We start from the raw sequence: 22,607 nt of genomic DNA, 5'->3' as shown, positions 1-22,607 counted from the left end.
TGTCGATTTTATTTTTTTGTTGTTATTAATAATTGACTTATATACCCTGAAACAATCAAAGTTACTACAGTACTTGCAACTACTAAAAGGAATATAATACTCTCCTTACTGAAAAGAAAAGACCCGTATTCCATGAGCCCTGTTGTCGAAGGGATTAAAAATAACGGTAAAAATACGATTAACTTTTCCGCACCTAACTCAAACCATTTTAACGGTAAAACGCGAGTGGAAAGGAGCAGGAACAGCATTAACATCCCTATTAAACTTCCTGGCATTGATAGATGGAATACTCCTTGAATCCACGTACCCACTAGGCTAAATACATATAGCACGCCTACTTGAAGTAAAAGCGTCACGTACTTCATTTCTTTCCCTCATTTCACTATCACACATCCATATTATGAAATCTCATTTAGCGTGTCGGCAAACCGTTTAATTCCAAGTTGAATTTGTTCTATATTCGCTCTACCAAACGTAAATCGTATATATTCATTTTTCGAACCTAAAACACTGCCCGGAACAAATGCGACACCATTCTGTATAGATTCACCTAATAAGTGATATTCATCAAACTTTCCTTTCACTTTACACCATACATGTATTCCACCCTCTGGCACGAAACATTCAACTCGGTCTCCCAATGTTCCTTCAAGCTCTGCAATTAATACATCTCTTCTTTGCTTCAATTGTCCACGAAGTATCGTAATATGTTTATGGAAATCCTTTGATTCTAAAAATTGATTTGCTACCCACTGCGTAAATACACTATGGCCAAAATCAACTTGTTGCTTTGCATCTGCTAAACGCTCAATTACACGTGTAGGACCAATTATCCATCCAATACGTAATCCTGATGCAACAATTTTTGATAATGAACTTATATAAAGAACATTTCCATTTTGGTCCATTGATTTTAATGTCGGGTTCACTTCTCCATTAAAAGAGATTAAACTATACGGATCATCTTCTACAATTGGTATACCGAACTCAGAAGACAGTTCTAAAATTTTTTTACGTCTCGCTAATGAAAGCACAGTCCCCGTCGGATTCTGATAATCTGGATTCAAAAACACCATACAAATGCGATGCTTTTTGTGCAAATCGATTAAGTCATCTGGATTCATTCCATGCTCATCAACAGGTAAATGAAATATGTTTAAACCGGCCGATTTAAACATTGGAAGCGAAAAACAATACGAAGGATCTTCAATCGCGATCGCATCACCAGGTTTTAATAAACATTGAACGATAAGATTAAGCGCCTGTTGTGCTCCTGACGTAATAAGAATAGAGCTTGAATCTGCTTCAATTTGTTTATATTGCTGAACATGTGCTGCAATTGTTTTTCTCAACATCTCATTTCCAAGTGGATGATCATAACCGAGGTTTTCCATAAATGTTTTCTCCGACAAAATTGTTCGAAATCTATCACTTGGAATTAATTCTGGTGACAGTTCACCGCTTGCTAAATTAATTAAATCATCTTTTTGTGTTTCCGTTCGAATTTGTTGAACGAGTGGTACGTTAGGTAAGAACGATCCATCCTCCACGTACCTACCCCAGTTCGGTATTCGTTTATGTGAGACACCCCATATGTCTGTATTGACCCGTGTTCCGCTTCCCTTTTGCCGTTCTACTACTCCAAGTGATTTTAATTCTTCATACGCAGCTACTATTGTACTCCGGTTCACCTGTAATTCCTTTGCTAACATACGCTCAGAAGGTAACTTACTATCAGAAGGAAATTCACCTGAAGAAATGCCTCTTTCAATATAATCCGCAATTTGTTTATATACAGGTATCTTATCTGCACGATTTGGTTTCCATTCCATCTAGTTTCCTCCTTTCAAAACGAACTATCCTCATTTTTTACTAACAGTATTCACCGTAAAAATAGTATTAATTAGTCACATTTTCTTATCCGTAAATGGATATATCCAAAATGGTTCTCTTTCTGATTACTCAATAGCTTCTGAAATTCCAACTTCATACTCTCATTTCAGTTCTTTTACAAACTATTAAATCATTACCGCGTACCATGTTACCCCGGCCAGTAGAACAAAAAGAAGAAGAATATAGATTGCAGATAAGTTTTTCACATTTCTTTTTGTAGACTTACCGTAATTCTCCTCCACGTTTCTTGCAACTAGTACAGTCCCAAATAGCGATACAATTACAATAATAACGACTAGTGAAATTGCAAAACTCATTGTCTTTTCACCTCTCTAAGACCCATCTATTTTAATTAAAGAACTTACATAAAAACCTTCCTCTTTAAAACGTCGATAACATACTACCTTTCTTCTCTTATCATAATAGATGTTTGCAAAAAGCGGACCAACCACTTTCATGTTTTTTTGCTCATCCACTTAAAAAATAAAAAGCAACTGATCACTTAGGACCAGTTGCTTTTTTCACACGATAATTTTTCATTTAAAATTAATTCGATTTAAAAGTTTCGCCTTTTCATAATGAAACATCGACTGAGATAACTCAAAAATTGTTCCATTTACAAGATACACTGTATTTTCAATAAGAAGCGCCGGATCACCTTCATTTAATTCTAAAAGCTGTGCATTTTCTTTATTTACTTTTTCACAACTAATAACTTTATCAGCAAAACCAATATTTAATCGTAAATCTTCAATGAAATAACTGTATACAGAGCTTAATGCTATTTCTTCGTTCAAATATGGAATAATATCCTTTTTGAAATAACTTACTTCAATAGAGAATGGTTTAGCATCTACAATTCTTAAGCGCTTCAAAAAATACAACCTAGTTCCAGCTTCGCATTGCATCCGCTTTGCTATCTCTTCGTCCGCATCTATTACTTCCAGCTCTAACACTTTCGTTTCAATATTTTGTGAAACAAGATTTTTCGTTAATCCACGTAAACTTCCTAAATTAATGTAATCTGTTACAGAAGTTTCGCGTAAAAACATGCCACTACCTTGCACTTGAAAAATATAACCTCTATTCACAAGCTGACTAATTACTTTACGTATCGTATTACGGCTTACTTCAAATCGATTCATCAACGCTTCTTCTGTAGGTAGTTTTTTCGTTTCATTAAAAAGCCCATCTCGAATGTTTTGCTCTAACACATCTGCAATTTGTTTATACTTTGCACTCATACACTTTCTCCTAAAATACGCTTTTATCTGTTATAACTCTTCCCCTCTCGTTTCGATCACACGTTTATACCAATGAAACGAAAGTTTCTTCTTACGTTTTAAGTTATCATTATGATCGACAAAAATAAAGCCATATTGCTTTTTATATCCATTTAACCAACTTAAAAGATCAATCACTGACCATGCATAATAACCTTTTAAGTTAATTCCCTCTTCAATTGCACGCTTCATTACTTTTAAATGCGCTTCAATAAATTTAATTCTCGGAACATCTACAATTTCTCCGTCAATAATTGGATCTTCATCACCAAGTCCATTTTCCGTTACATACATCTTTATGTCACCGTAACGCGCTTTCAACATATGCAATCCCTCTAAGAAACCTTCGGGAGATATTTCCCATCCCCATTTTGTATATGTTTTATCATCCATTTTAACTGTTCGATAAAAACCATCAAAAGAAGGGTTACCTGGAGCAAGCGTTGAGTTTTCTCGAGAATGTTCCTCACTCTTTATATCCATATCGTATCTTTCTACTCGTATTGGTTGATAATAATTCAAGCCAATAAAATCATTTTCTTCTGCATTTTGTTTAATGATTTCTAATTCTTCAACCGTCCAATTAGGAGTCCATCCTTTTTCCTTTAATTGTTGTACAACATAAGACGGATACTCGCCTTTTAAAATTGGATCATAATACCAATACGTTTCATATTCATTCGCATGATTTGCTGCTTGTATATTTTCTTTTTGATCATCCACACTATAAGCTGGTAAGAAAACATGTGTAATCCCAATCTCACCATATTGTTTCAGCTGCTTGTACACCGCAACTGTTTTCGCGTGTGCATAAAATACATAATGAGTCGCTTGAAAATACTTTGGAACATCATTTTGTATTCCTGGTGGATGTGCACCTTTTAAATAACCTAATCCACAAAACATTACGGTCTCATTAAAAGTAATCCAATGCTTAACTCTGTCACCAAATGCCTTAAAACAAGTTTCTGCATATTTTACGAAAGCCTCTGCTGTTCTTTTATTCGTCCATCCACCATCTTTTTCTAACGGTAATGGTAAATCCCAATGATATAAAGTGACAAACGGCACAATCCCGTATTTTAAACATTCATCAATTAAGTTGTTATAAAATTCAATCCCTTTTTCATTTACCTTTCCATCTCCAGTCGGCAATATTCTCGCCCAAGAAATAGAAAAACGATACGATTCTAATCCCATCTCAGCCATTAAGCGAACATCTTCCTTATATCGATGATAATGATCAACAGCTATATCACCATTTGTTCCATTGTATGTTTTGCCAGGAATTTTTGAAAACTCGTCCCAATTCGTAACACCTTTTCCATCTTCATTCCATGCACCTTCTACTTGATAAGAAGCTGAAGCAGCTCCGAATAAAAAATCATGTGGAAACTTCATAGTATATACCTCCATTTCATTACAACAAATCAAATTCAATCATACATATAAAATTTATAGGTACAAATTTTATATGTATGATTATATCTTATGTTTTTATTTTTTTCTATTATAAAAGTACAATTTATATTGTTGGTTATTGGAAAAGAAATAAGAAGCGATATATTTTATCGCTTCTCACTCTCATCATCTTTATTCTTTTATTAATGACTTATTCGCTCTTATAACTTCTTGATACAATAATGGTGACCACTTTTCATTTATGTAGTCTTGAATTACCCAGCCTACTCTCGCAGGATTCTTTTGTTTTATATGGTTTGCAATTTCAGGATTTATATAAGAGGCATAGTAATATGGACTATTCCATGCTGTACCACCAGAAGACAAGCTTGTAAAATTTATATATAGATGATTTAAATCCTCGCTATTGTTCATCGTTTCATTCATTGTATCTTTAATAGATTTTACTTTCTCATCATAACTCACTTTATATTTATCTTGTACTGTTACATTTACATTTTGATTTACAGTTGTGGTAAACGTCTCATTATCTGGCCAATAAAAATTATTATATCCTCCAGATTCATTACTACCACTATATCTTTTTAGTAGTACAATTTTCCCACGAGCATCTCCAAGTTTTATATTTCCTTCTGTTTTTAAAAAGATAGGATCAACAAAATAATTTTTTTCAAACGTACTACTAAATGAATCTTCTGCCCCTTTCATATCCTCATACTCTTTTTTTAAAGACATAATAATCGTTTCACTCGGGTTATCTCTTAAAAATTGTTTCGCTTCGTTTATGAATTCATGCAGTGTTACATAAAGATATAATGGCCCATGATGAAGAACTATCGTATTATCATCTGTTAAACGTCCTCTTATATCAAAAATGCGAGCTCCATGGTCCATTTGATAGCGAAAATCATATTCTTGCGTCATTCCCCATACTTGCTTAATCGGATTTTGCAACTTGAACGTCCCACTATCGTGTGTTCCTGGAATTGAAATTCGTGCTAACGGGATATTATCAGGTATAGGTTGCATCCATTTCGACCAATTTTCAAGCTCATTAACAGAGCTAGCTGCAACTACTCTCTTATCATGTAAAGCAAATACAAATGTGATAAATATTGTACTACATATGAATAATTTCAAAATTAACTTCTTATTGCTCATTATTATCCCTCTCTTTTTCTGTTTTTATATCAAACTTATTGAATATAATATAAGCTAGTTCAGAAAAAATAAATAACATTTCATCAATATGAAATATTGCATAGAAGTAAAGTTAAAAAATCATTCACATATACTAAATTAGAAAAATTTAAAGGAACTTCATCTGAAGTTCCTTTTACTTATTTTATGTTCAATACGTATGAACCATCTTTATTCTCATATTTATAGACGTATAAATAATATTTACCTGGCTTTGCATTATAAGTTCCTTTAACTACATTGCCTTCATTTTCACCATATGCTACATAGTTATTTAAATCTGATTCATGATGAAGTACCCATGTCATTCCGATATTTTGTTCATTTAGTAGAGAAATATTAATATTTTCCGGCGAGTCAATTTGGAAAGTAAATACATCTACTCTATCACTATTATGTAGCGTTCCTTTCACCGGTGTATGAAAGTTAACTTTATTTGCCTGTCTAGGCTCATTATTTGGTTCATTTTCTGTTACTTGTAATTCATTCCCACCGTTTGGTTTTCTTTGTTCATAGCCTAAGTTTACTAGTATAGACTTCAAATCTGGTAAAACACCAATTTTATCTGCATATGGATCTTTAGATTTTGTTCCTGTGCTCTGGTTGCTTAATATTGCTCTTAGTTCACTAGGTCTATATGGTTGTCCTAAATTTTCTTTAGCAATGCTTTGTACTAAAGTCGCTGCCCCAGCAATAATTGGCGAAGCACTAGATGTTCCGCTAAAGCTTGAAGTATAAAGATTTACAGCACTTCTACTTTGTTCAGCTGTAGTTGTATCTACATTTTCTCCCCATCCGTACACATCAATACGGCTTCCATAATTCGAAAACCACATACGTTCATGAGGGAAAGATGAAGAGCCAGCGCCTACCATAATTGCACCCGAATCTTTAAAATCTTTACTATTACGATTTAAGACTTGCTTACCTTTTCTATCTTTGAACTGGTCTAAATCATTCCACCCATTTGCTCCAGCCTCTATAATTACAATCCCTTTATCTGTACCAGCACGAATTGCATCAAAAATATCTGGTTGTACTTCAACAGGTAAATATTTATCACCATATCCATCAAAGGATGCTTGCGCCTCTAATAATAAAACATCCCCAGCTTCTAACTGATTTACAGCGCTTAATATTGCATCAGCCGTATTATACTGTCCGTTATCTCTTATTTGAGAGATAACCTTTGCTTTCGCTTTTGGCGCAATCCCAATATTCCCGACTTCATTGTCCTCAGAGGATACAATTCCTAGTACAGACGTCCCATGACCGACATGCTGATCTATATTTCTTCCAGACATTAATTCAATATTTTGATGTAATAAATCCTCATGATTTAATAGCCATCCGTATTCCATATCAACAAAAGTAATACCATTTCCATTACCGCCTTGAATTCCCCAGGCGAAAGGCGCATTAATACCGTATGGGGCTGCTTCAAGATAACCTTGTTTTTTAAATCTAGGATTGTTATTAGGATTAAGAGCTACACTTGATGATTGCACTTCAGGTGGCATTATTTTCTCTTGTTTCTTCATATACGCATCTTCTATTAAAGAAGATGCCTTTAACTTATCTACTATTTCTTCTTCATACCCACTATTTTGATTTTGAAGAATATAGTAGTTTAATAGACTTGTAGATACATGATTAGGTGCTTTCACTTCAAGGTTTTGTATTTGTTCCGGGCTTACAGATGTGAATAAACGAGTAAATGTTACATCTGGATATTCTGTCAAAAGATCTTTTATTACTTTATCATTCGTTTGAGATTGTATTTGTTTTTCAATACCATCTTCATATGGCAAATCCAAATCCGCTTTAAATTTTACAATGATTTGCTTATCTGTTTCTTGTTCTATCCCTAATTTACTCTGCTGTTCTATAGAATCAGCATATACACTATTGATAGTGCCTCCTGTTCCTAAAAGTGTTGTAATGATTACAGTTGACGCACACATTTTTTGAAATATTTTCATTACATCAATCCTCCTATTAATAATTATTAATCATTATATTAATCTATAATGATTAATTCTATAACGTATTCCCTTTCTACTAAATAGATTATAGTAATCAGAAATATGAACTTCAATGTATTTTCATATGCAATATTTCATATTCTGACTCTACACTAAACGAATATGAAACTTATAGTGATTATTTATTTTATATGTGCTAATATACTTACATTAATATATTACGCATATACACATTTCAAACTACATTACTTAATCGTTTCACCTTAATTTTTTCTTAGGAGGATTTACAATGAAATTACTAAAACTAAAACATATAATTCCTTTATCTGCGGCCGCAATTACATTCGTATGTAGTCAAAGTACAGCTGAAGCTTCTACCATTCATACAGTAAAAAAGAACGATACACTTTGGGGCATTAGTAAACAATACGGAGTTTCAATACAATCCATTAAACAGGCTAATAATAAAGGAAACGATAAAACCTTTATTGGCGAACAGTTACATATTCCAGGGTCCGTGAAATCAAATGAAATCACTGTTCCTCAAAATGCCAAGCCTGCGAACATTTCTGAACAAATTATTTATCAAGTACAACCGGGAGATTCATTAGAAACGATAGCAAAGCGTTACAATGTCACTGTCCAATCTATAAAACAAATGAACAATACAGTCGGAAACAAGCTTTATACAGGACAACATTTAAAAATCAACTCAAGTATTTCACAAAAAGAAAAAGACTTAATGGCACGCTTAGTTACCGCTGAAGCAGGTGGCGAATCCTATAAAGGAAAAGTAGCAGTAGCCAAAGTTATACTAAATCGTGTAAATGCAAAAGGTTTTCCAAATACAATAACAGGCGTTATTTATGAACCTATTAAATACGGATATGCATTTACTCCTGTTACAGATGGAAGAATTAATCAACCTGCAAGTGCAGAAGCAAAAATGGCTGTAGAAGAGGCTATCTCCACAAATGGAGTAGATTCAGACTGGATTTATTTCTACAATCCAAAAACATCAACGGACAAGTGGATTACGACACGTCAAACAGTAGCAGTAATTGGTAATCATGTGTTTGCTAAATAAGATTTAAAATCATTAACAGACCTCTTCACTTAAAAGGTCTGTTTTTTTCTATGTAAGATGTTATTAATCATATGACATAGTTATTTTTCAAACTATTTTTTCTTTCAAATAAAAATTTTTGTATTTACTCCACCACTCGTAGAAATTAATAAAGCATCAAGTTCAAAAACTCCCACTTTATTAATAAAAGCTATTTCTTAACTTCATAAAATTGTTATACACTAGAAAAATAAAAAACAAACTATTCGTTAGCAGGTGGAAGAATATGTATGATGTTACGATTATCGGCGCTGGAGTAAGTAGCATTTTTATGGCTTATTCACTAGCTAAAAGTAACAAAAAAGTTTTAATTCTTGATAAAGGTAAAGCGCTAGAAGATCGCCATTGTCCTTTAGACGAAGGAAAAGTGTGTAATTGTACTACATGTGATAAATATTTCGGGTTTGGTGGTTTAGGCAAATCTGAAGGGAAATTTAATTATACAAATGGATTTGGCGGAGAACTTGAGAAAAAAGTCGGTAAAGAGGGTTTTATACAACTCATGGCTGAAGTAGATGAAATTCTATGTCAGTTTGGTGGAAGTTCGGTTTCAAAATATTCTACTGAAAATTCAAGTCTCACTAAGAGAGCTGAAGCGTGTGGTTTACAAATACTAACAACAGAAGTAAGACATCTTGGTACTACACTTTCCAGTAACATTTTTCAGCAGCTCTATGAATTTTTACTGACGAAAATAAATATCCAATTTCATATAGATGTACAACATATTCTGAAACAGGAAGATCATTTTACAATAGAGACAAATCAAGGAACAGTTCAAACTAAGCAACTAGTATTAGCAACTGGGCGCTCTGGAGCCGATTGGTTAAAAGAAATGTGCAGTTCCCTAAATATTTCTCAGGAGCAAACACGTGTAGATTTAGGAATTAGAGTAGAAATGAAAGAACATCAATTACGTTCTATATTAAAAGATACTTTTGAAACAAAACTTTCTTATCAAGGTGAGCATTTCACAGCAACTACTTACTGTATGAATCCAAAAGGACGCATCATTCGAAAGTACGAAGAAGGTTTAGTTATGCCTGACGGTCAAAATTTTCGAGAGCAAGGAACTGGCACTTCTAATTTAAATTTCACTTTATTTATTCCTAGCTATTTTCCAACTCTCAAAGAAGCAAATGTATACGCAAGTTCAATTATTAAAGGCATTAACCAAGGACGAGATCGGATTGTTATACAGCGCTTAGAGGACTTACTAAAGAAACAACCTACGGCGGAAAACAGCATGGAACATAGCCGTATACAGCCTACACTACAGGGGGATTATGGAGATTTGAATCAAGAAATTCCTCAATTATATATTGAAGGGCTCAAAGAATTTTTATTACGTTTAGAACAATTTATACAAGAACCTATTGATCAACATACTTTACTATATGGAATTGATGGAAAGTTCTATGCTCCTACGATAAAAATTAATAATCATTTTGAAACTAGTATACATGGGCTATTTTTAATTGGAGATTGTTCAGGCGTTACGCATTCATTATCTCAAGCAGCTGCAAGTGGTCTGTATGTTGGAAAGTACTTATCTGACATTTAATTTCTATCATTAAAATGTCAGTCAAATATTTTCAATTTCAAAACACTTTACTTACATATAGTAAAATTATATTAATAAACCCCCTATCCTTCCCTGCTAATAATTAACCGACAAAAAATCGGGATTTTACAAAATACATATGTAATATAACTGTATATTTAAAACGATTGACATTCAATTCTAATAAATTGAATGTCAACAGTTTTAAAAGTCTCTATCCATTTTCACTTTTATTTGTTCGATATTTTGTAACATCATCATAGTGTTTAATATGGTAGGATGTCTATAAGTCAATTTCACTACAACTATGACTTGTTCTGCCCGTTTCTCAAAAAGAGTTATATTTATGCTACTACGCTTTAAAAATCCCCATTGTATATATATGAATACTTCAAATTATTCCCTTTAGAAAACAAAGTCTAAATGGTTCATTACACTCTAATAGTTATAAAAACATAATATATAACTTTAGTTAAATAAATTATATAAAGAAGGTGTAAAAATGAAGAACAAAATAAATTTACAAATGCAAAATATAAGTTTTGTTATAATAATGGCTTTAGCAGTATGGTTAAAAACATATCTTATTACGCGATTCAGTTTTGATTTAAAAATCGAGTCTTCAACGCAAGAGCTCATTTTGTTTATTAGCCCTCTAGCCGCATCATTAGCATTTGTTGGATTAGCATTATTTGCAACTGGTGAAAAGCGAAATTATATAGCGCTCTGTATTAATTTCTTATTAACAATCGTGCTTGTTGGAAATGTAATGTTCTATGATTTTTATAGTGATTTCGTTACATTACCAGTACTTGGACAAACCTCAAACTTCGGCCAATTAGGCGGCAGTATTATAGAAATATTAAACTACAAAATTATACTCGCATTCATAGACATTGTTTTCTTCTTTATTTTATTAAAAAAGAAATCATTGGTCTTTAAAACAGAACGTGTAAATCATTCTACGCGCTTGTTATACTTTCTTTTAACGATTGGTGTATTCTTTGCGAATCTACATCTTGCAGAAAAAGAGCGCCCTGAATTATTAACAAGATCATTCGACCGAGTCATGCTTGTCAAAAATTTAGGCTTATATACTCACCAAGTATATGACTTAACACTGCAAGTAAAAGCTGGGTCACAAAAAGCACTTGCTGATAGTAGTAAATTACAAGAAACTGAAAACTACGTAAAAGCAAATCAAAGCGAGCCAAACCCTAATATATTTGGTGCAGCGAAAGGAAAAAACGTAATTGTCGTCACTCTTGAATCCTTGCAGACCTTCTTAATAGGCGCATCAGTAAACGGGCAAGAAGTTACACCATTCCTAAATGAATTCATAAATGAAAGTTATTACTTTGATAACTTTTTCCATCAAACTGGTCAAGGGAAAACATCTGATTCTGAATTTCTAATCGATACGTCGTTGTATCCATTAAATCGAGGAGCTGTATTCTTTACACACGGTAACAATGATTATACTGCAACTCCAGAAATTTTACGTCAGCAAGGTTATTTCACTTCTGTATTTCATGCGAATAACGCAACATTTTGGAATCGTAATATTATGTACTCTGCTCTTGGTTATGACCGTTACTATAATGAGCTTGATTACAAAATCACACCAGAAACAAATTTAAATTGGGGATTAAAAGATATCGAATACTTTGATCAATCAGTAGATATATTAAAAACTGTTAATCAACCATTCTATGCCCGTTTCCTTACTTTAACAAACCATTATCCATTTACGTATGATGAAGATACAAAATTCATTGAACCATACAACTCTGGTAATGGCGTATTTGATCGTTACATCGTAACAGCACGTTACTTAGACGAATCCATTAAAAAATTTATTGAACGTCTAAAGGCCGAGGGGCTTTACGATAATTCTATTATTGTGTTATACGGTGATCATTATGGCATTTCCGAAAAACATAATCGTGCAATGGCACAGTTTTTAGAAAAAGATCAAATAACAGAATTTGATACTTTAAATTTACAACGTACACCTTTATATATTCATATTCCTGGACAAACAGAAGGTCAAACTATTTCAAAGCCTACGGGACAAATCGATATGAAACCTACTATTCTAAATTTATTAGGTGTTGATTCTACGAATGATATCCGTTTTGGCCATGATATGTTTTCAGATGAATATACTGGCTTTGTTGTTTTACGTGATGGTAGCTTCGTTACAGATAAGTATGCATACAAAAACAACACTTTCTACGACCGTATAACAGGTGAAATTGTAGATTTACCAAAAAAAGAAGCTCAAACCCTCATTAAACGTGCACAAAATGAATTACGAATGTCTGACAAAATTATTGAAGGCGATTTATTACGTTTCTCAGAAAGTAATAAAATTAAAACTGGCGAAGTACAAACTAAAATTAAAGAAACAGAAAAATAATCTATATGAAAAAGGAGCAACTTATTACAGTTGCTCCTTTTTACTTTCTTATAACACATCAGATTTTTTATTCTACGCTTGTTCCTAAAACTACATCCGCAAAAGTATTATCATCACCTATATTTAAAATCACTTCACATTGACGCAATCTCAATTCAAAGAGCATGATAGAATCGTGATAGATTTCAGGATTTGATTTCATCTTATGTAATATCTCTTGTTTTTCTTGTATTTCTAAATGCGTGTTTTCTACAGCTTGCTTTAAGGAGTTAAATGGATTCCTAAAGAATATATTAATATCTCGCTCTTGTGTGTTTTCAAACAGCTCAAATTGCAAGAAAAATTTCTTCATAATAGAAGCCGTTACTTCAGTATAATCTTCATTTTCTACATACTGTTTGTATTTGTTATATAGCATAGATTTATTTTTAGGAAGAACTCCAAATAATTTACCGGCACTTTTCAGTAAGAATTGTGCTGGCGTAAATCGACGTAAAATATTTACTTCATCCATTTGTATTCTAGTCGTCATCCTGTCAGTATCTCTGCGCCAGTCATCAAGCACTTTAAAGTCACATTCTAACTGTATTCTATTTTCTCCAAATAGTGAATTAAGCCCTTCACTAAGTTCTTCTAAATACGTTTGACTTTGAAGAAGCTCATTATTAGAAGTTGCAATCCAATTTTGCATAGAAAGAGCCAGATTAGGTAACACAGTTTGTTCTAAATATTTATGCACTCTTTCATTCATTGCTTTATTTAGTTCCGTATCCATGTGCCCGAAATCACTTTCTTCACTAATTAAATTAGAACAGCTCTTTAATATCTTCGGAATATTTTCAGTAAGATCATTTGTAATTTCAGTCTTCATTGAACGATATGATTGTGTAATGAAATGAATTTTTTCCCTCTCAAATGTAGTAAGGTTATTAATGCTACCGTTTAGTTTCACTAGCATATCTTCATTCCAATTAATAGCATCCACCAGATTATTTTCTTTCTCAACACGTTTATCCAAAAGATATGTAATTGTTTTTCGAATGAAAAATAATAACTTTTCAGTACGTTCTGCATCGATATTTTTATGATTAAAGTTAAAATGAATAAACTCAGTTAAATCATTTAATTGTTGACTACTTGTATATAACGAGGAATAAGGGAAAATTCTCGCATACGGGAAATATGTGTTTATTCTCGTTGCCGTATCATGTAATACCCTTTTCACTTCTGCTTCACTGTAAATGTTATCGATTTTATTTAATAAGAAATGAATTTGTAAATTTGGCGTATGTTCTTGAATACTTAATAGAATGTCACGTTCTTTATCAGTAAAAGGTGAATCCGCATTCAATACGAACAGTAATTCGTCTACAGAATTTAAATATTCGAATATCTCATCTCTAGTGTCGTTATTCCTATTAAATCCAGGTGTCACTACAAATGTAAGTTTATTTTCATTTAAAAATCTGCATGGTAATTTAAATTCAACACACGCTCTATCTCTATATGTTTGATGGTGCTGAGACATCATATTATGGTAATCAGAGACATCTTCCGTTGTTGTAATTGCTGAGTCTGTTATAGCGTTTATTTCTATATGAGCATCATTTTTTAAAACTACTACATTTGAAATTGATTTTTCTAATATATTTTCTCCTAATATAGAGTTAATAAATGTAGTTTTTCCGTTCCCTGAAGTTCCCGTTACTAAAATACGATTTGTTCTTAAATCTGCGAGCTCGTCAACTAACCATTTAAATCGGTGACCTATTTCTATATTCTGCTTTTGTGCCCACTGTGTAATAGATTCAAAAAGGTGTAAGCTGTACTCTAAGCCATTTACATGATTAATAGAATGTGACAGTAAGTTTTCCGCATGTTCTATATTTGCTGAATCTATTTTGGAAGGGAAAATCTCATCCCATGCCAATACAGCTGCAGATGGAAATACAGCATAAGATGGATTGACTACCTTTAACCAATTTGCTAACAGATTTGGTATGATATCGTTTAATTGTCTAAGCGTATATTGACCTTGAATTAATGCAAAGTACGTTTCTTCGTAAAGAGCAGAAACTTTGTTCCATATATCGGACGAATGTATTTCAATATGTAAGAAAAATTCATTTATTGTGTTAAGCCACAATAAGTAATTTTTTTCATTTTTATAACTGTTCCAGAGTGATGAAACCATTTGCGTAAATTGTACTTGATCTACATTATTTAATGTAGCTAATGCATCATAAAAATAGTCTGGTGAAATATGTTTAGTAAACCCTTTATCGATATATCCTTTTAACACCTCAAACCAAGGATACGATTCTATGCGAATTAACTCATTCACAGCAAGCTCTACTGCACTATCAAAATCTTGCTGTTCCTCATAAAAGGAACGGGCAATTTTTGTGACATTCGGATAATCAGGATTTAAAGAAACTGCTTCTTTAATAACACCGAAAGCTGAGTCAAAATTATTTTGCTCAATGTAAAGAGAAAGTAATTGTAGTCTAATTTCGGTCATCAATATTTTATTATCAGTAGTAATAGAAGTATAAATATTTTCAGCAAATGATAACTGATTCAGTTCGAAATAAGCATCCGCAATATTTTTTTGTGCCCATGGTGCTAATTCATTACTAACCTTCTCCCATTTAAAAATAGCTGCTTCAAAATCTTGATGACGATAATAAAATTCACCTTGTGCAAAACGAATATAAGACCCATCAGAAATCTCATTTTTTTCTTCGTTTACATAAGCTTGTCCAAGTACGTCAAGAGTTGGTTTTGTTTCATTCTCCATTAGGAATGTTTCATAATACATCTTTTTTATTAATTGTTTTTCTAATCTCATCTTTTCCCCCACTATATCTTGAAAATACATTTTTAAGATATATCAATACTTTTTGTATGTATGCTTTTTATCTTAACAAAGAATATCTTTTGGAAAATTTCATTTTCCTTTCATTTTTCAAGTTAGATTGAATTTTTATGAGAAAAGTTTCAGTTTTTTTTCAATTACCTTTCAGTTATGAAACAGCATTAAATGTTCCTAATAACCTAATAACACTATAATATTCCACATTATATTATCAAGAAAACCCCATATAAACCATATTATAAAAACAATCTATATTGAATTTATATACATAATTAACTGTGCTGTCAAACAAAAAAAACAACAATAGGAGCCAACAGCTATTCATACCATTTCTTTCTCAAATTGTTTTCCTTTAAAATGTTTCAGTAGTTATGTAATTAAATTCCATTAACCTATATAAATAACTAGTCCAAAAAATATCTATATGCATATCATGTTATAGTAAAGAATTTAGGAGATCCTAAAAGGAGGCATTTTCATGTTTGAAGATAAATCTAAAATAAATTACCCATATGAATTTACTGAAACTACAACAGTTCCTCTAAAGAACCCCATTGATAAAAAATTCAAGAACGGCACAGGTACACATAACTTCCCAATTAAGAAGCACTATAAAGAGCAAGTTCTATACACTGAAAAAATTAATAATAATAAAAATAAGTAATTGTATAGATCCTTATGACAATTAGCTAAATAAGAAGCAACATTCAACCATGCATAGTTATTTAGTTAGTAATGATACAATTCATGCACATTTTAAAAAGTGCTGTATACAGCGCTTTTTTATACATAGATAAATTTAAGCTAACACAACCAAGAAATAAACTGTAAAATTACTCCACCATATTCTCGTTTAACTATTAAATCTACATATGAAAAGGGAGCAACAGTAAATGTTGCTCCCTTTTGAAATATAATTTATTCACTCTACATAACCCTCTTAAACATCTTCTCCAACTCATAAGTAGAATGATGCACAAGAATCGGTCTTCCGTGTGGGCATGTGTATGGGTTTGTTGTTGTACGTAATTCTTCCAGTAAGGCAAATATTTGATCGTTCGTTAAATATTGATTCGCTTTAATGGATGCTTTACAGCTCATCATGATGGCTGCTTCTTCACGTAATTTTTTAATATCCACTTTTTTTAGTTTGACAACTTGCTCCATCATTTCATCGATAATTTCTGTTTCTTGTCCTTTCGGGAACCATGTTGGATGCGAGCGGACGATAAAGGATTGATGGCCGAATTGTTCTAAAAATAGCCCAACTTTTTTTAGTTCTTCTAACTGTTCTTCGACACGTAAAAATTCAGTAAGAGATAGATCAATACGGTACGGTACAAGTAACTCTTGTACTTCTTGCGCTACCCTTCCTACTTTATCACGGAAGTATTCATAATTAATACGTTCCTGCGCGGCATGCTGGTCAATCATATATAAGCCTTTATCATTTTGAGCGAAAATATATGTTCCATGCATTTGTCCAATTGGATAAAGCGGTGGTAAGTCATTCCCGTTCATTTCAATCTCTTTTATTTCCCGAACTTCTTCTTCTAATTCCTCTAGTTCAAAATCCTCTTCATTACTGTCCCACGATTTCTCTTCTTGAATTGGTTCTTCGATTATCGGTTTAGTGGATGGTTGCCAACTTTGTTCTTCTCTTATGAGCGACTGTGGTGGTTGCCATTCTTGTTTCGGCGGTTGCCACAGTTGTGGTGGCTGTTTCACAGCCTGCGGTTCTTCTTGTTTTGCATCCATGCCAGTTGGTAAAACAATGTCCGGCATAGATGGTTCTTTCGGCTTCGCATGCTCAAACTGGAACTGTTCTTGCACACTTTCGTCTTTTTCTTTTTTCTTCGTTGTTACGCCTGCATCTGGAATGAGCTGTATTTTTTTAAATGCAGCTTGCAATGTTTCTTCGATCAGCTTTAGCAATTCTTGTTCTTTACTAAAACGAACCTCTAACTTCGCTGGATGTACGTTAACGTCAACTAGCATTGGATCCATTTCAATCGATAAGAAGCCAATTGGATACCGGCCGACTGGCAGTAATGTATGGTATCCTTGCTGAATTGCTTTCATTAGTACAAAGTTTCGAACGTAACGACCATTTACGATCGTTGACATATAATTACGAGATGCTCTCGTTACTTCTGGTAATGTTACATAGCCTTTAATTGTAAAGTCTAAAGATTCAGCTTCAATTGGAACAAGCTTCTTCGCAACTTGAATACTGTAAATCGATGCAAGTACTTGTCTTACATCACCGTTACCTGATGTATGAAGCAATTTCTTTTCATTATGAAACAGTTTTAACGATACTTCTGGATGTGACATTGCAATACGATACACGATATCTGTAATATTCCCGAGCTCCGTATGAATGGTTTTCATATATTTAAGACGCGCTGGTGTATTAAAGAATAAGTTTTGTACTGTAATATCTGTTCCTTTTCGGCTCGCAGTTTTCTCTTGTTTTATAATGTCTCCACCTTTAATTATGAGGTGTGTACCAGGCGCATCACCTGTGCTAGTAATTAATTCTAATTCACTAACAGAGGCAATACTCGGCAATGCCTCACCGCGGAAACCGAGTGTTCTTATGCGAAACAGATCGTTTTCATCTTTAATTTTACTCGTCGCATGGCGTTCAAAAGCGACGATACAGTCTTCTTCTGCAATACCATCACCGTTATCAATGATACGAATTTTCGATAACCCAGCTTCTTCTAAGTGGATTTCAATAGATGTACTATTCGCATCGATAGAATTTTCCACAAGTTCTTTTACGACTGAAGCAGGGCGCTCTACTACTTCCCCTGCCGCAATTAAGTTAGAGAGTTGGTCATCGAGTTTGCGAATTTTCCCCATCTACTTACTCATCCTTTCTTTAACTTTTTCTGTAAGCGATACAATTCGTTCATCGCTTCTAAAGGTGTCATATCAAGTAAATCGATTTTTTTAATTTGCGCCAATACTGCTGTTTCTTTTTGATCTAGCAGAGGTTTGTCTTGTTTCTTCGAAGACTGTTCTCCTCCAAAGAAAGATAGTTGCGATTCTTCTTCAGTCTCTACTTTCGTTTCCTGTATTTCTGCTATTTCCTCTTTTACAACTACAGGTTCTGGAGCAGCTTCTTGTACTTTCACTTCTACTCGTTTTGGAATAATAATTTCTTCCTGTCCTTCTAGCTGTGCTAACACTTCTTTCGCGCGGGCGATTAAGCTATCTGGAAGCTCTGCAAGTTGCGCAACGTGAATTCCGTAACTTTTATCTGCTGCCCCGTCTTGAATTTTATGAAGGAATACTACTTTTCCATTCTCTTCAATTGCTGAAACGTGTACATTTTTCAGTTGATCTAAACTCTCTTCTAACACCGTTAATTCGTGATAATGCGTAGAGAATAACGTTTTTGCACCAATTTGGTCATGAATATGTTCAATAATTGCTTGTGCAAGTGCCATACCATCATAGGTAGATGTACCGCGTCCAATTTCATCGAATAAAATTAAACTTCTTTCTGATGCGTTTGCAATTGCATTTTTCGCTTCTAACATTTCGACCATAAATGTACTTTGACCTGATATTAAATCATCCGCTGCACCAATTCTCGTAAAGATTTGATCAAATACAGGTAATACTGCTTCTGTTGCTGGTACGAAACAACCGATTTGCGACATAACCGTTACAAGTGCTAATTGTCTCATATACGTACTTTTACCAGACATGTTCGGCCCTGTAATTAAAAAGACATCCATATTCTCTGGCATAATACAATCATTCGGTACATACAATTTCCCGTTCAATACTTTTTCAACGACAGGATGACGACCATCTTTAATAAAGATTTCGCGCTTCGTTGTCAGTACAGGTTTTACAAACTGTTCTTCTTCACTAACTGTCGCAAAACTTTGCAGTACGTCTAATTCACTAATTACTTTCGCTAAATGTTGTAATTTCGGAATAAATACTTTTACTTCTTCACGAAGTGCTGTAAATAAATCGTATTCTAGCTGTACAATTTTTTCTTCAGCTTCTAAGATTAACGTTTCTTTTTCTTTCAGTTCATCTGTAATGAAACGTTCAGCATTAGCAAGCGTCTGTTTACGTTCATAGCGACCTTCTGGAAGTGCTGCAAGATTCGCTTTCGTTACTTCAATGTAGTAACCGAAAATACGGTTGTATCCGATTTTTAACGATTTAATTCCAGTAATATCACGTTCTCTTTTTTCAAGCTCAGCAATCCACGTTTTCCCGTTTTTACTCACGTAACGATATTGATCAAGCTTGTCATTATACCCATCTTTAATAATATCTCCATCTTTAATTGAAAGCGGTGGGTTTTCTTGAATACTTCTTCCTAGTAATTCTGTTAAGCTTTCACATGGATCTGCACCTTGAATTAATCTCGATGCATAAGCGTTATCTAACAAACTAATTGCTTCTAAAATAGCTGGCACTTGAAGTAATGAACGTCTTAATTGTAATAAGTCTCTTGCATTTACGTTACCAAATGCAACTTTTCCTGCTAAGCGTTCTAAATCATATACTTCTTTTAACTTTTCTTTTAAATCTTCACGTAAGAAGTAATCATTTACAAACGTTTCAACCATTTCTAAACGCTCTTCAATTCTTTCTTTCTGTATAAGTGGACGTTCCATCCACTGTTTTAACATACGACCACCCATAGCTGTTTTCGTCTTGTCCAATAACCATAATAGTGATCCTGTTTTTTCTTTCGTCCGAAGTGTTTCTGTCAGTTCTAAGTTTCGCTTTGAATGTACATCAATTTTCATAAATTGATTCGTATAATAAATTTCTACTGGTTGCAAATGATCTAAAGAACGTTTTTGCGTTCTTATTACATAGTTAAATAAACGTCCAACTGCTTTAATTAATTTTGCTTGTGAAACATTTTTCACAAGATGTTCTAATCCTTCCGGAATTGCCGTTGCATCTTCATACGAAATCGTCATTTTCAATGTTTCAGTTAACTTGTTTAGTTCATCTTTAGAAAATGAAGAATCAACAACAATTTCTTTCGAACCAGTTGCATACACTTCTAATAAAATATCTTCTACTGAACCAGTCAGTAACGTTACTGTATTTTGTCCAGTCGTTAAGTCGTTACAAGCTAATGCATATGATCCATCTTCAAAATGTGTTAATGCGGCTAAGAAGTTGTTTTCTTTCTCATCAATTGTACGCCCTTCCATCATCGTTCCTGGCGTAATTAATTGTACTACTTCACGACGTACTACACCTTTAGCTGTTTTCGGATCTTCTACTTGCTCACAAACAGCTACTTTATATCCTTTTTCAACAAGTTGTTCAATATAGTTTTTAGCCGCATGATATGGTACACCGCACATTGGTATACGTTCACTACTACCACCATCTCGGCTCGTTAATGTAATTTCAAGTTCATGGGCTGCTTTAACAGCATCCTCAAAGAACATTTCATAAAAATCGCCTAAGCGAAAAAATAAAAAGGCATCTTGATAATCTGCCTTAACCTTTAAATATTGCTGTATCATAGGCGTATATTGAGTCATACTTTTCCTCCATAATTCTTACATGATAATCTATTTTCATATATGTCGCATTTCACGGACACTCTTATCTCCTATTTCAGGAGTCTTTCTTCATTATAACATATTTCATAAAGAATCATGTTCATTCAGCGCCACTTATGTAAAGTAAAAAGCTAGGAAGAACTTCTCCCTAGCTTTCTATTACTCTTCTTCTGCATCAACGATAAAGTTCGGATCTAATTCTTCAAATTCATCATCAGCAATTTGGAAATCATCATCTGATTCTACGCAGCCTTCAGGATTTACACTTACACAAATTTTCGTTTCTCCAACTACTTCTGTTACAAATTCACGTTCTACAGTTACAACAATTTTATTACCATTTGGTGATACAAGTGCTTCTAAACAATTTGGCGGCTGAATAACACGAGCAATAATTTCTAAATCGTCACCAGAAAAGTTTTTATCACGATAACCAATACTTACTTCGTCCGTGTAGTTCACACGTTCTGTTACAACTTCAGTCTTTGTATTTCCATCAAATGAATACCAAGTGTTCACATCATAGAAACCTTCAATTTCCACATGTTTTCCATTCTTTCTTGCTTCGTACGAGTGGTTAATTACCCAGCACCCTAAAATACTTGTTGGCTCATTATTCGATTCACATGTATGCGTTGACTTTGTATACTTACGTCCTTTTCCAACCACTGCTTTTGTAATAATCTCTCTAAATTCGGACATTCGTAACCCTCCTCAATCACTATTCACTTAATCATATGCGTGACAATAGCGGAATGTGTCATTCTTTTTTTTGAGAAGACCTTACGTTTAATCCACAAAAAAAGAGATGTCAATATGACATCTCTTTAACAACCACAATTTCCTTTTTTACTTTCTACTGCTGCGCCAGTTTCACCCTTTAGTACATCGCCACCAGTTGAAATTAATATTTCATCTGTTACGTTGTTAGAAATTGTACTAGCAACTAACTGTAATAAGTCATTTACGTATGTTTGTGAAGATTTAAATTGTTGTACGACTGGAATACTGTCTAACTTATCTTGCAATGCATCAATTTCAGCTTCTACCTTTTTTAAAGCTTCCCATTTCCCGTAATGTTGCAAGTTTACTGCTTGTTTTTGCAGTGCTTTAATTTCATCGATTGCGCGCTTTACATTTTCATTTTTATGAATTTGCGCCTCTGCTTTCTTAAAAAAATCAACTTCTTCTGTTTCAGAAATCATTTTTGCTAATTCTTTCGCTTGTTCAACAATGTCATCTTTCGAATATACTTTCATCT

The 22,607-nt window shown here is 33.4% G+C and carries 16 protein-coding genes; 4 read left to right on the top strand and 12 right to left on the bottom strand.

All coding sequences use genetic code 11. From position 1 onward, the window contains the following. Positions 1 to 8 precede the first annotated feature (8 nt). From MR112_RS08970 to MR112_RS08940, 7 genes are all read right to left on the bottom strand, one after another. Positions 9 to 365, bottom strand: a complete 357-nt coding sequence (locus MR112_RS08970) for a CidA/LrgA family holin-like protein (RefSeq protein WP_242244887.1) — start codon at positions 363 to 365, stop codon at positions 9 to 11. A gap of 33 nt (positions 366 to 398) precedes the next feature. Beyond that, the gene (pdxR, locus tag MR112_RS08965; protein ID WP_242244886.1) at positions 399 to 1,832 is read right to left on the bottom strand and encodes a MocR-like pyridoxine biosynthesis transcription factor PdxR; all 1,434 of its coding nucleotides are present in this window, start codon (positions 1,830 to 1,832) and stop codon (positions 399 to 401) included. 186 nt (positions 1,833 to 2,018) lie between these two features. Further along, positions 2,019 to 2,210 carry a hypothetical protein gene (locus tag MR112_RS08960; RefSeq protein WP_000006458.1) on the bottom strand — a complete coding sequence of 64 codons (192 nt, stop codon included), beginning with the start codon at positions 2,208 to 2,210 and terminating at the stop codon, positions 2,019 to 2,021. A 219-nt stretch (positions 2,211 to 2,429) separates the two neighbouring features. Continuing rightward, the gene (locus tag MR112_RS08955) at positions 2,430 to 3,137 is read right to left on the bottom strand and encodes a GntR family transcriptional regulator (RefSeq protein ID WP_001274912.1); all 708 of its coding nucleotides are present in this window, start codon (positions 3,135 to 3,137) and stop codon (positions 2,430 to 2,432) included. A 30-nt stretch (positions 3,138 to 3,167) separates the two neighbouring features. Next, on the bottom strand, positions 3,168 to 4,577 hold the full coding sequence (locus tag MR112_RS08950) for a glycoside hydrolase family 1 protein (protein ID WP_000671620.1): 1,410 nt from the start codon (positions 4,575 to 4,577) through the stop codon (positions 3,168 to 3,170). Positions 4,578 to 4,769: 192 nt separating this feature from the next. Beyond that, entirely contained in the window at positions 4,770 to 5,759 is a 990-nt protein-coding gene (gene plcA, locus MR112_RS08945; protein WP_000066298.1) for a phosphatidylinositol diacylglycerol-lyase, read from the bottom strand. Between the two features lie 179 nt (positions 5,760 to 5,938). Continuing rightward, positions 5,939 to 7,780, bottom strand: coding sequence for a S8 family peptidase (locus MR112_RS08940; RefSeq protein ID WP_000689198.1), 1,842 nt, complete (start codon positions 7,778 to 7,780; stop codon positions 5,939 to 5,941). 292 nt (positions 7,781 to 8,072) lie between these two features. On the opposite strand from MR112_RS08940, the gene MR112_RS08935 reads away from it, so the two are divergent. From MR112_RS08935 to MR112_RS08925, 3 genes are all read left to right on the top strand, one after another. Beyond that, entirely contained in the window at positions 8,073 to 8,870 is a 798-nt protein-coding gene (locus tag MR112_RS08935; RefSeq protein WP_000771172.1) for a cell wall hydrolase, read from the top strand. Positions 8,871 to 9,135: 265 nt separating this feature from the next. Then, positions 9,136 to 10,473, top strand: coding sequence for an NAD(P)/FAD-dependent oxidoreductase (locus MR112_RS08930; RefSeq protein ID WP_242244885.1), 1,338 nt, complete (start codon positions 9,136 to 9,138; stop codon positions 10,471 to 10,473). Between the two features lie 502 nt (positions 10,474 to 10,975). Further along, entirely contained in the window at positions 10,976 to 12,895 is a 1,920-nt protein-coding gene (locus tag MR112_RS08925) for an LTA synthase family protein (protein WP_242244884.1), read from the top strand. Positions 12,896 to 12,962: 67 nt separating this feature from the next. On the opposite strand, the gene MR112_RS08920 is transcribed toward MR112_RS08925, so the two are convergent. Continuing rightward, positions 12,963 to 15,746, bottom strand: coding sequence for a dynamin family protein (locus tag MR112_RS08920; protein ID WP_242244883.1), 2,784 nt, complete (start codon positions 15,744 to 15,746; stop codon positions 12,963 to 12,965). Between the two features lie 505 nt (positions 15,747 to 16,251). On the opposite strand from MR112_RS08920, the gene MR112_RS08915 reads away from it, so the two are divergent. Further along, positions 16,252 to 16,437 (top strand): hypothetical protein, encoded by a 186-nt coding sequence (locus tag MR112_RS08915; protein ID WP_000461138.1) that lies wholly within the window; start codon positions 16,252 to 16,254, stop codon positions 16,435 to 16,437. Between the two features lie 263 nt (positions 16,438 to 16,700). Here the strand turns inward: MR112_RS08915 and mutL are convergent, their stop codons facing one another. The 4 genes from mutL to MR112_RS08895 form a co-directional block, all read right to left on the bottom strand. After that, positions 16,701 to 18,644 carry a DNA mismatch repair endonuclease MutL gene (gene mutL, locus MR112_RS08910; protein WP_000516465.1) on the bottom strand — a complete coding sequence of 648 codons (1,944 nt, stop codon included), beginning with the start codon at positions 18,642 to 18,644 and terminating at the stop codon, positions 16,701 to 16,703. Positions 18,645 to 18,652: 8 nt separating this feature from the next. Further along, positions 18,653 to 21,325, bottom strand: a complete 2,673-nt coding sequence (gene mutS, locus MR112_RS08905; RefSeq protein WP_000196026.1) for a DNA mismatch repair protein MutS — start codon at positions 21,323 to 21,325, stop codon at positions 18,653 to 18,655. Between the two features lie 180 nt (positions 21,326 to 21,505). After that, a complete protein-coding gene (gene cotE / locus MR112_RS08900) occupies positions 21,506 to 22,048 on the bottom strand; it encodes an outer spore coat protein CotE (RefSeq protein WP_001288799.1) in 543 nt (180 codons plus the stop codon). A gap of 125 nt (positions 22,049 to 22,173) precedes the next feature. Continuing rightward, entirely contained in the window at positions 22,174 to 22,605 is a 432-nt protein-coding gene (locus MR112_RS08895; RefSeq protein WP_000870461.1) for a YlbF/YmcA family competence regulator, read from the bottom strand. Between the last annotated feature and the right edge of the window lie 2 nt (positions 22,606 to 22,607).

Source organism: Bacillus cereus group sp. BfR-BA-01330 (genome assembly GCF_022663885.1).
Classification (GTDB): Bacteria; Bacillota; Bacilli; order Bacillales; family Bacillaceae_G; genus Bacillus_A; species Bacillus_A cereus.
The sequence above is the reverse complement of the archived record's forward strand: the minus strand, read 5'-3'. Positions and strand labels throughout refer to the sequence as shown.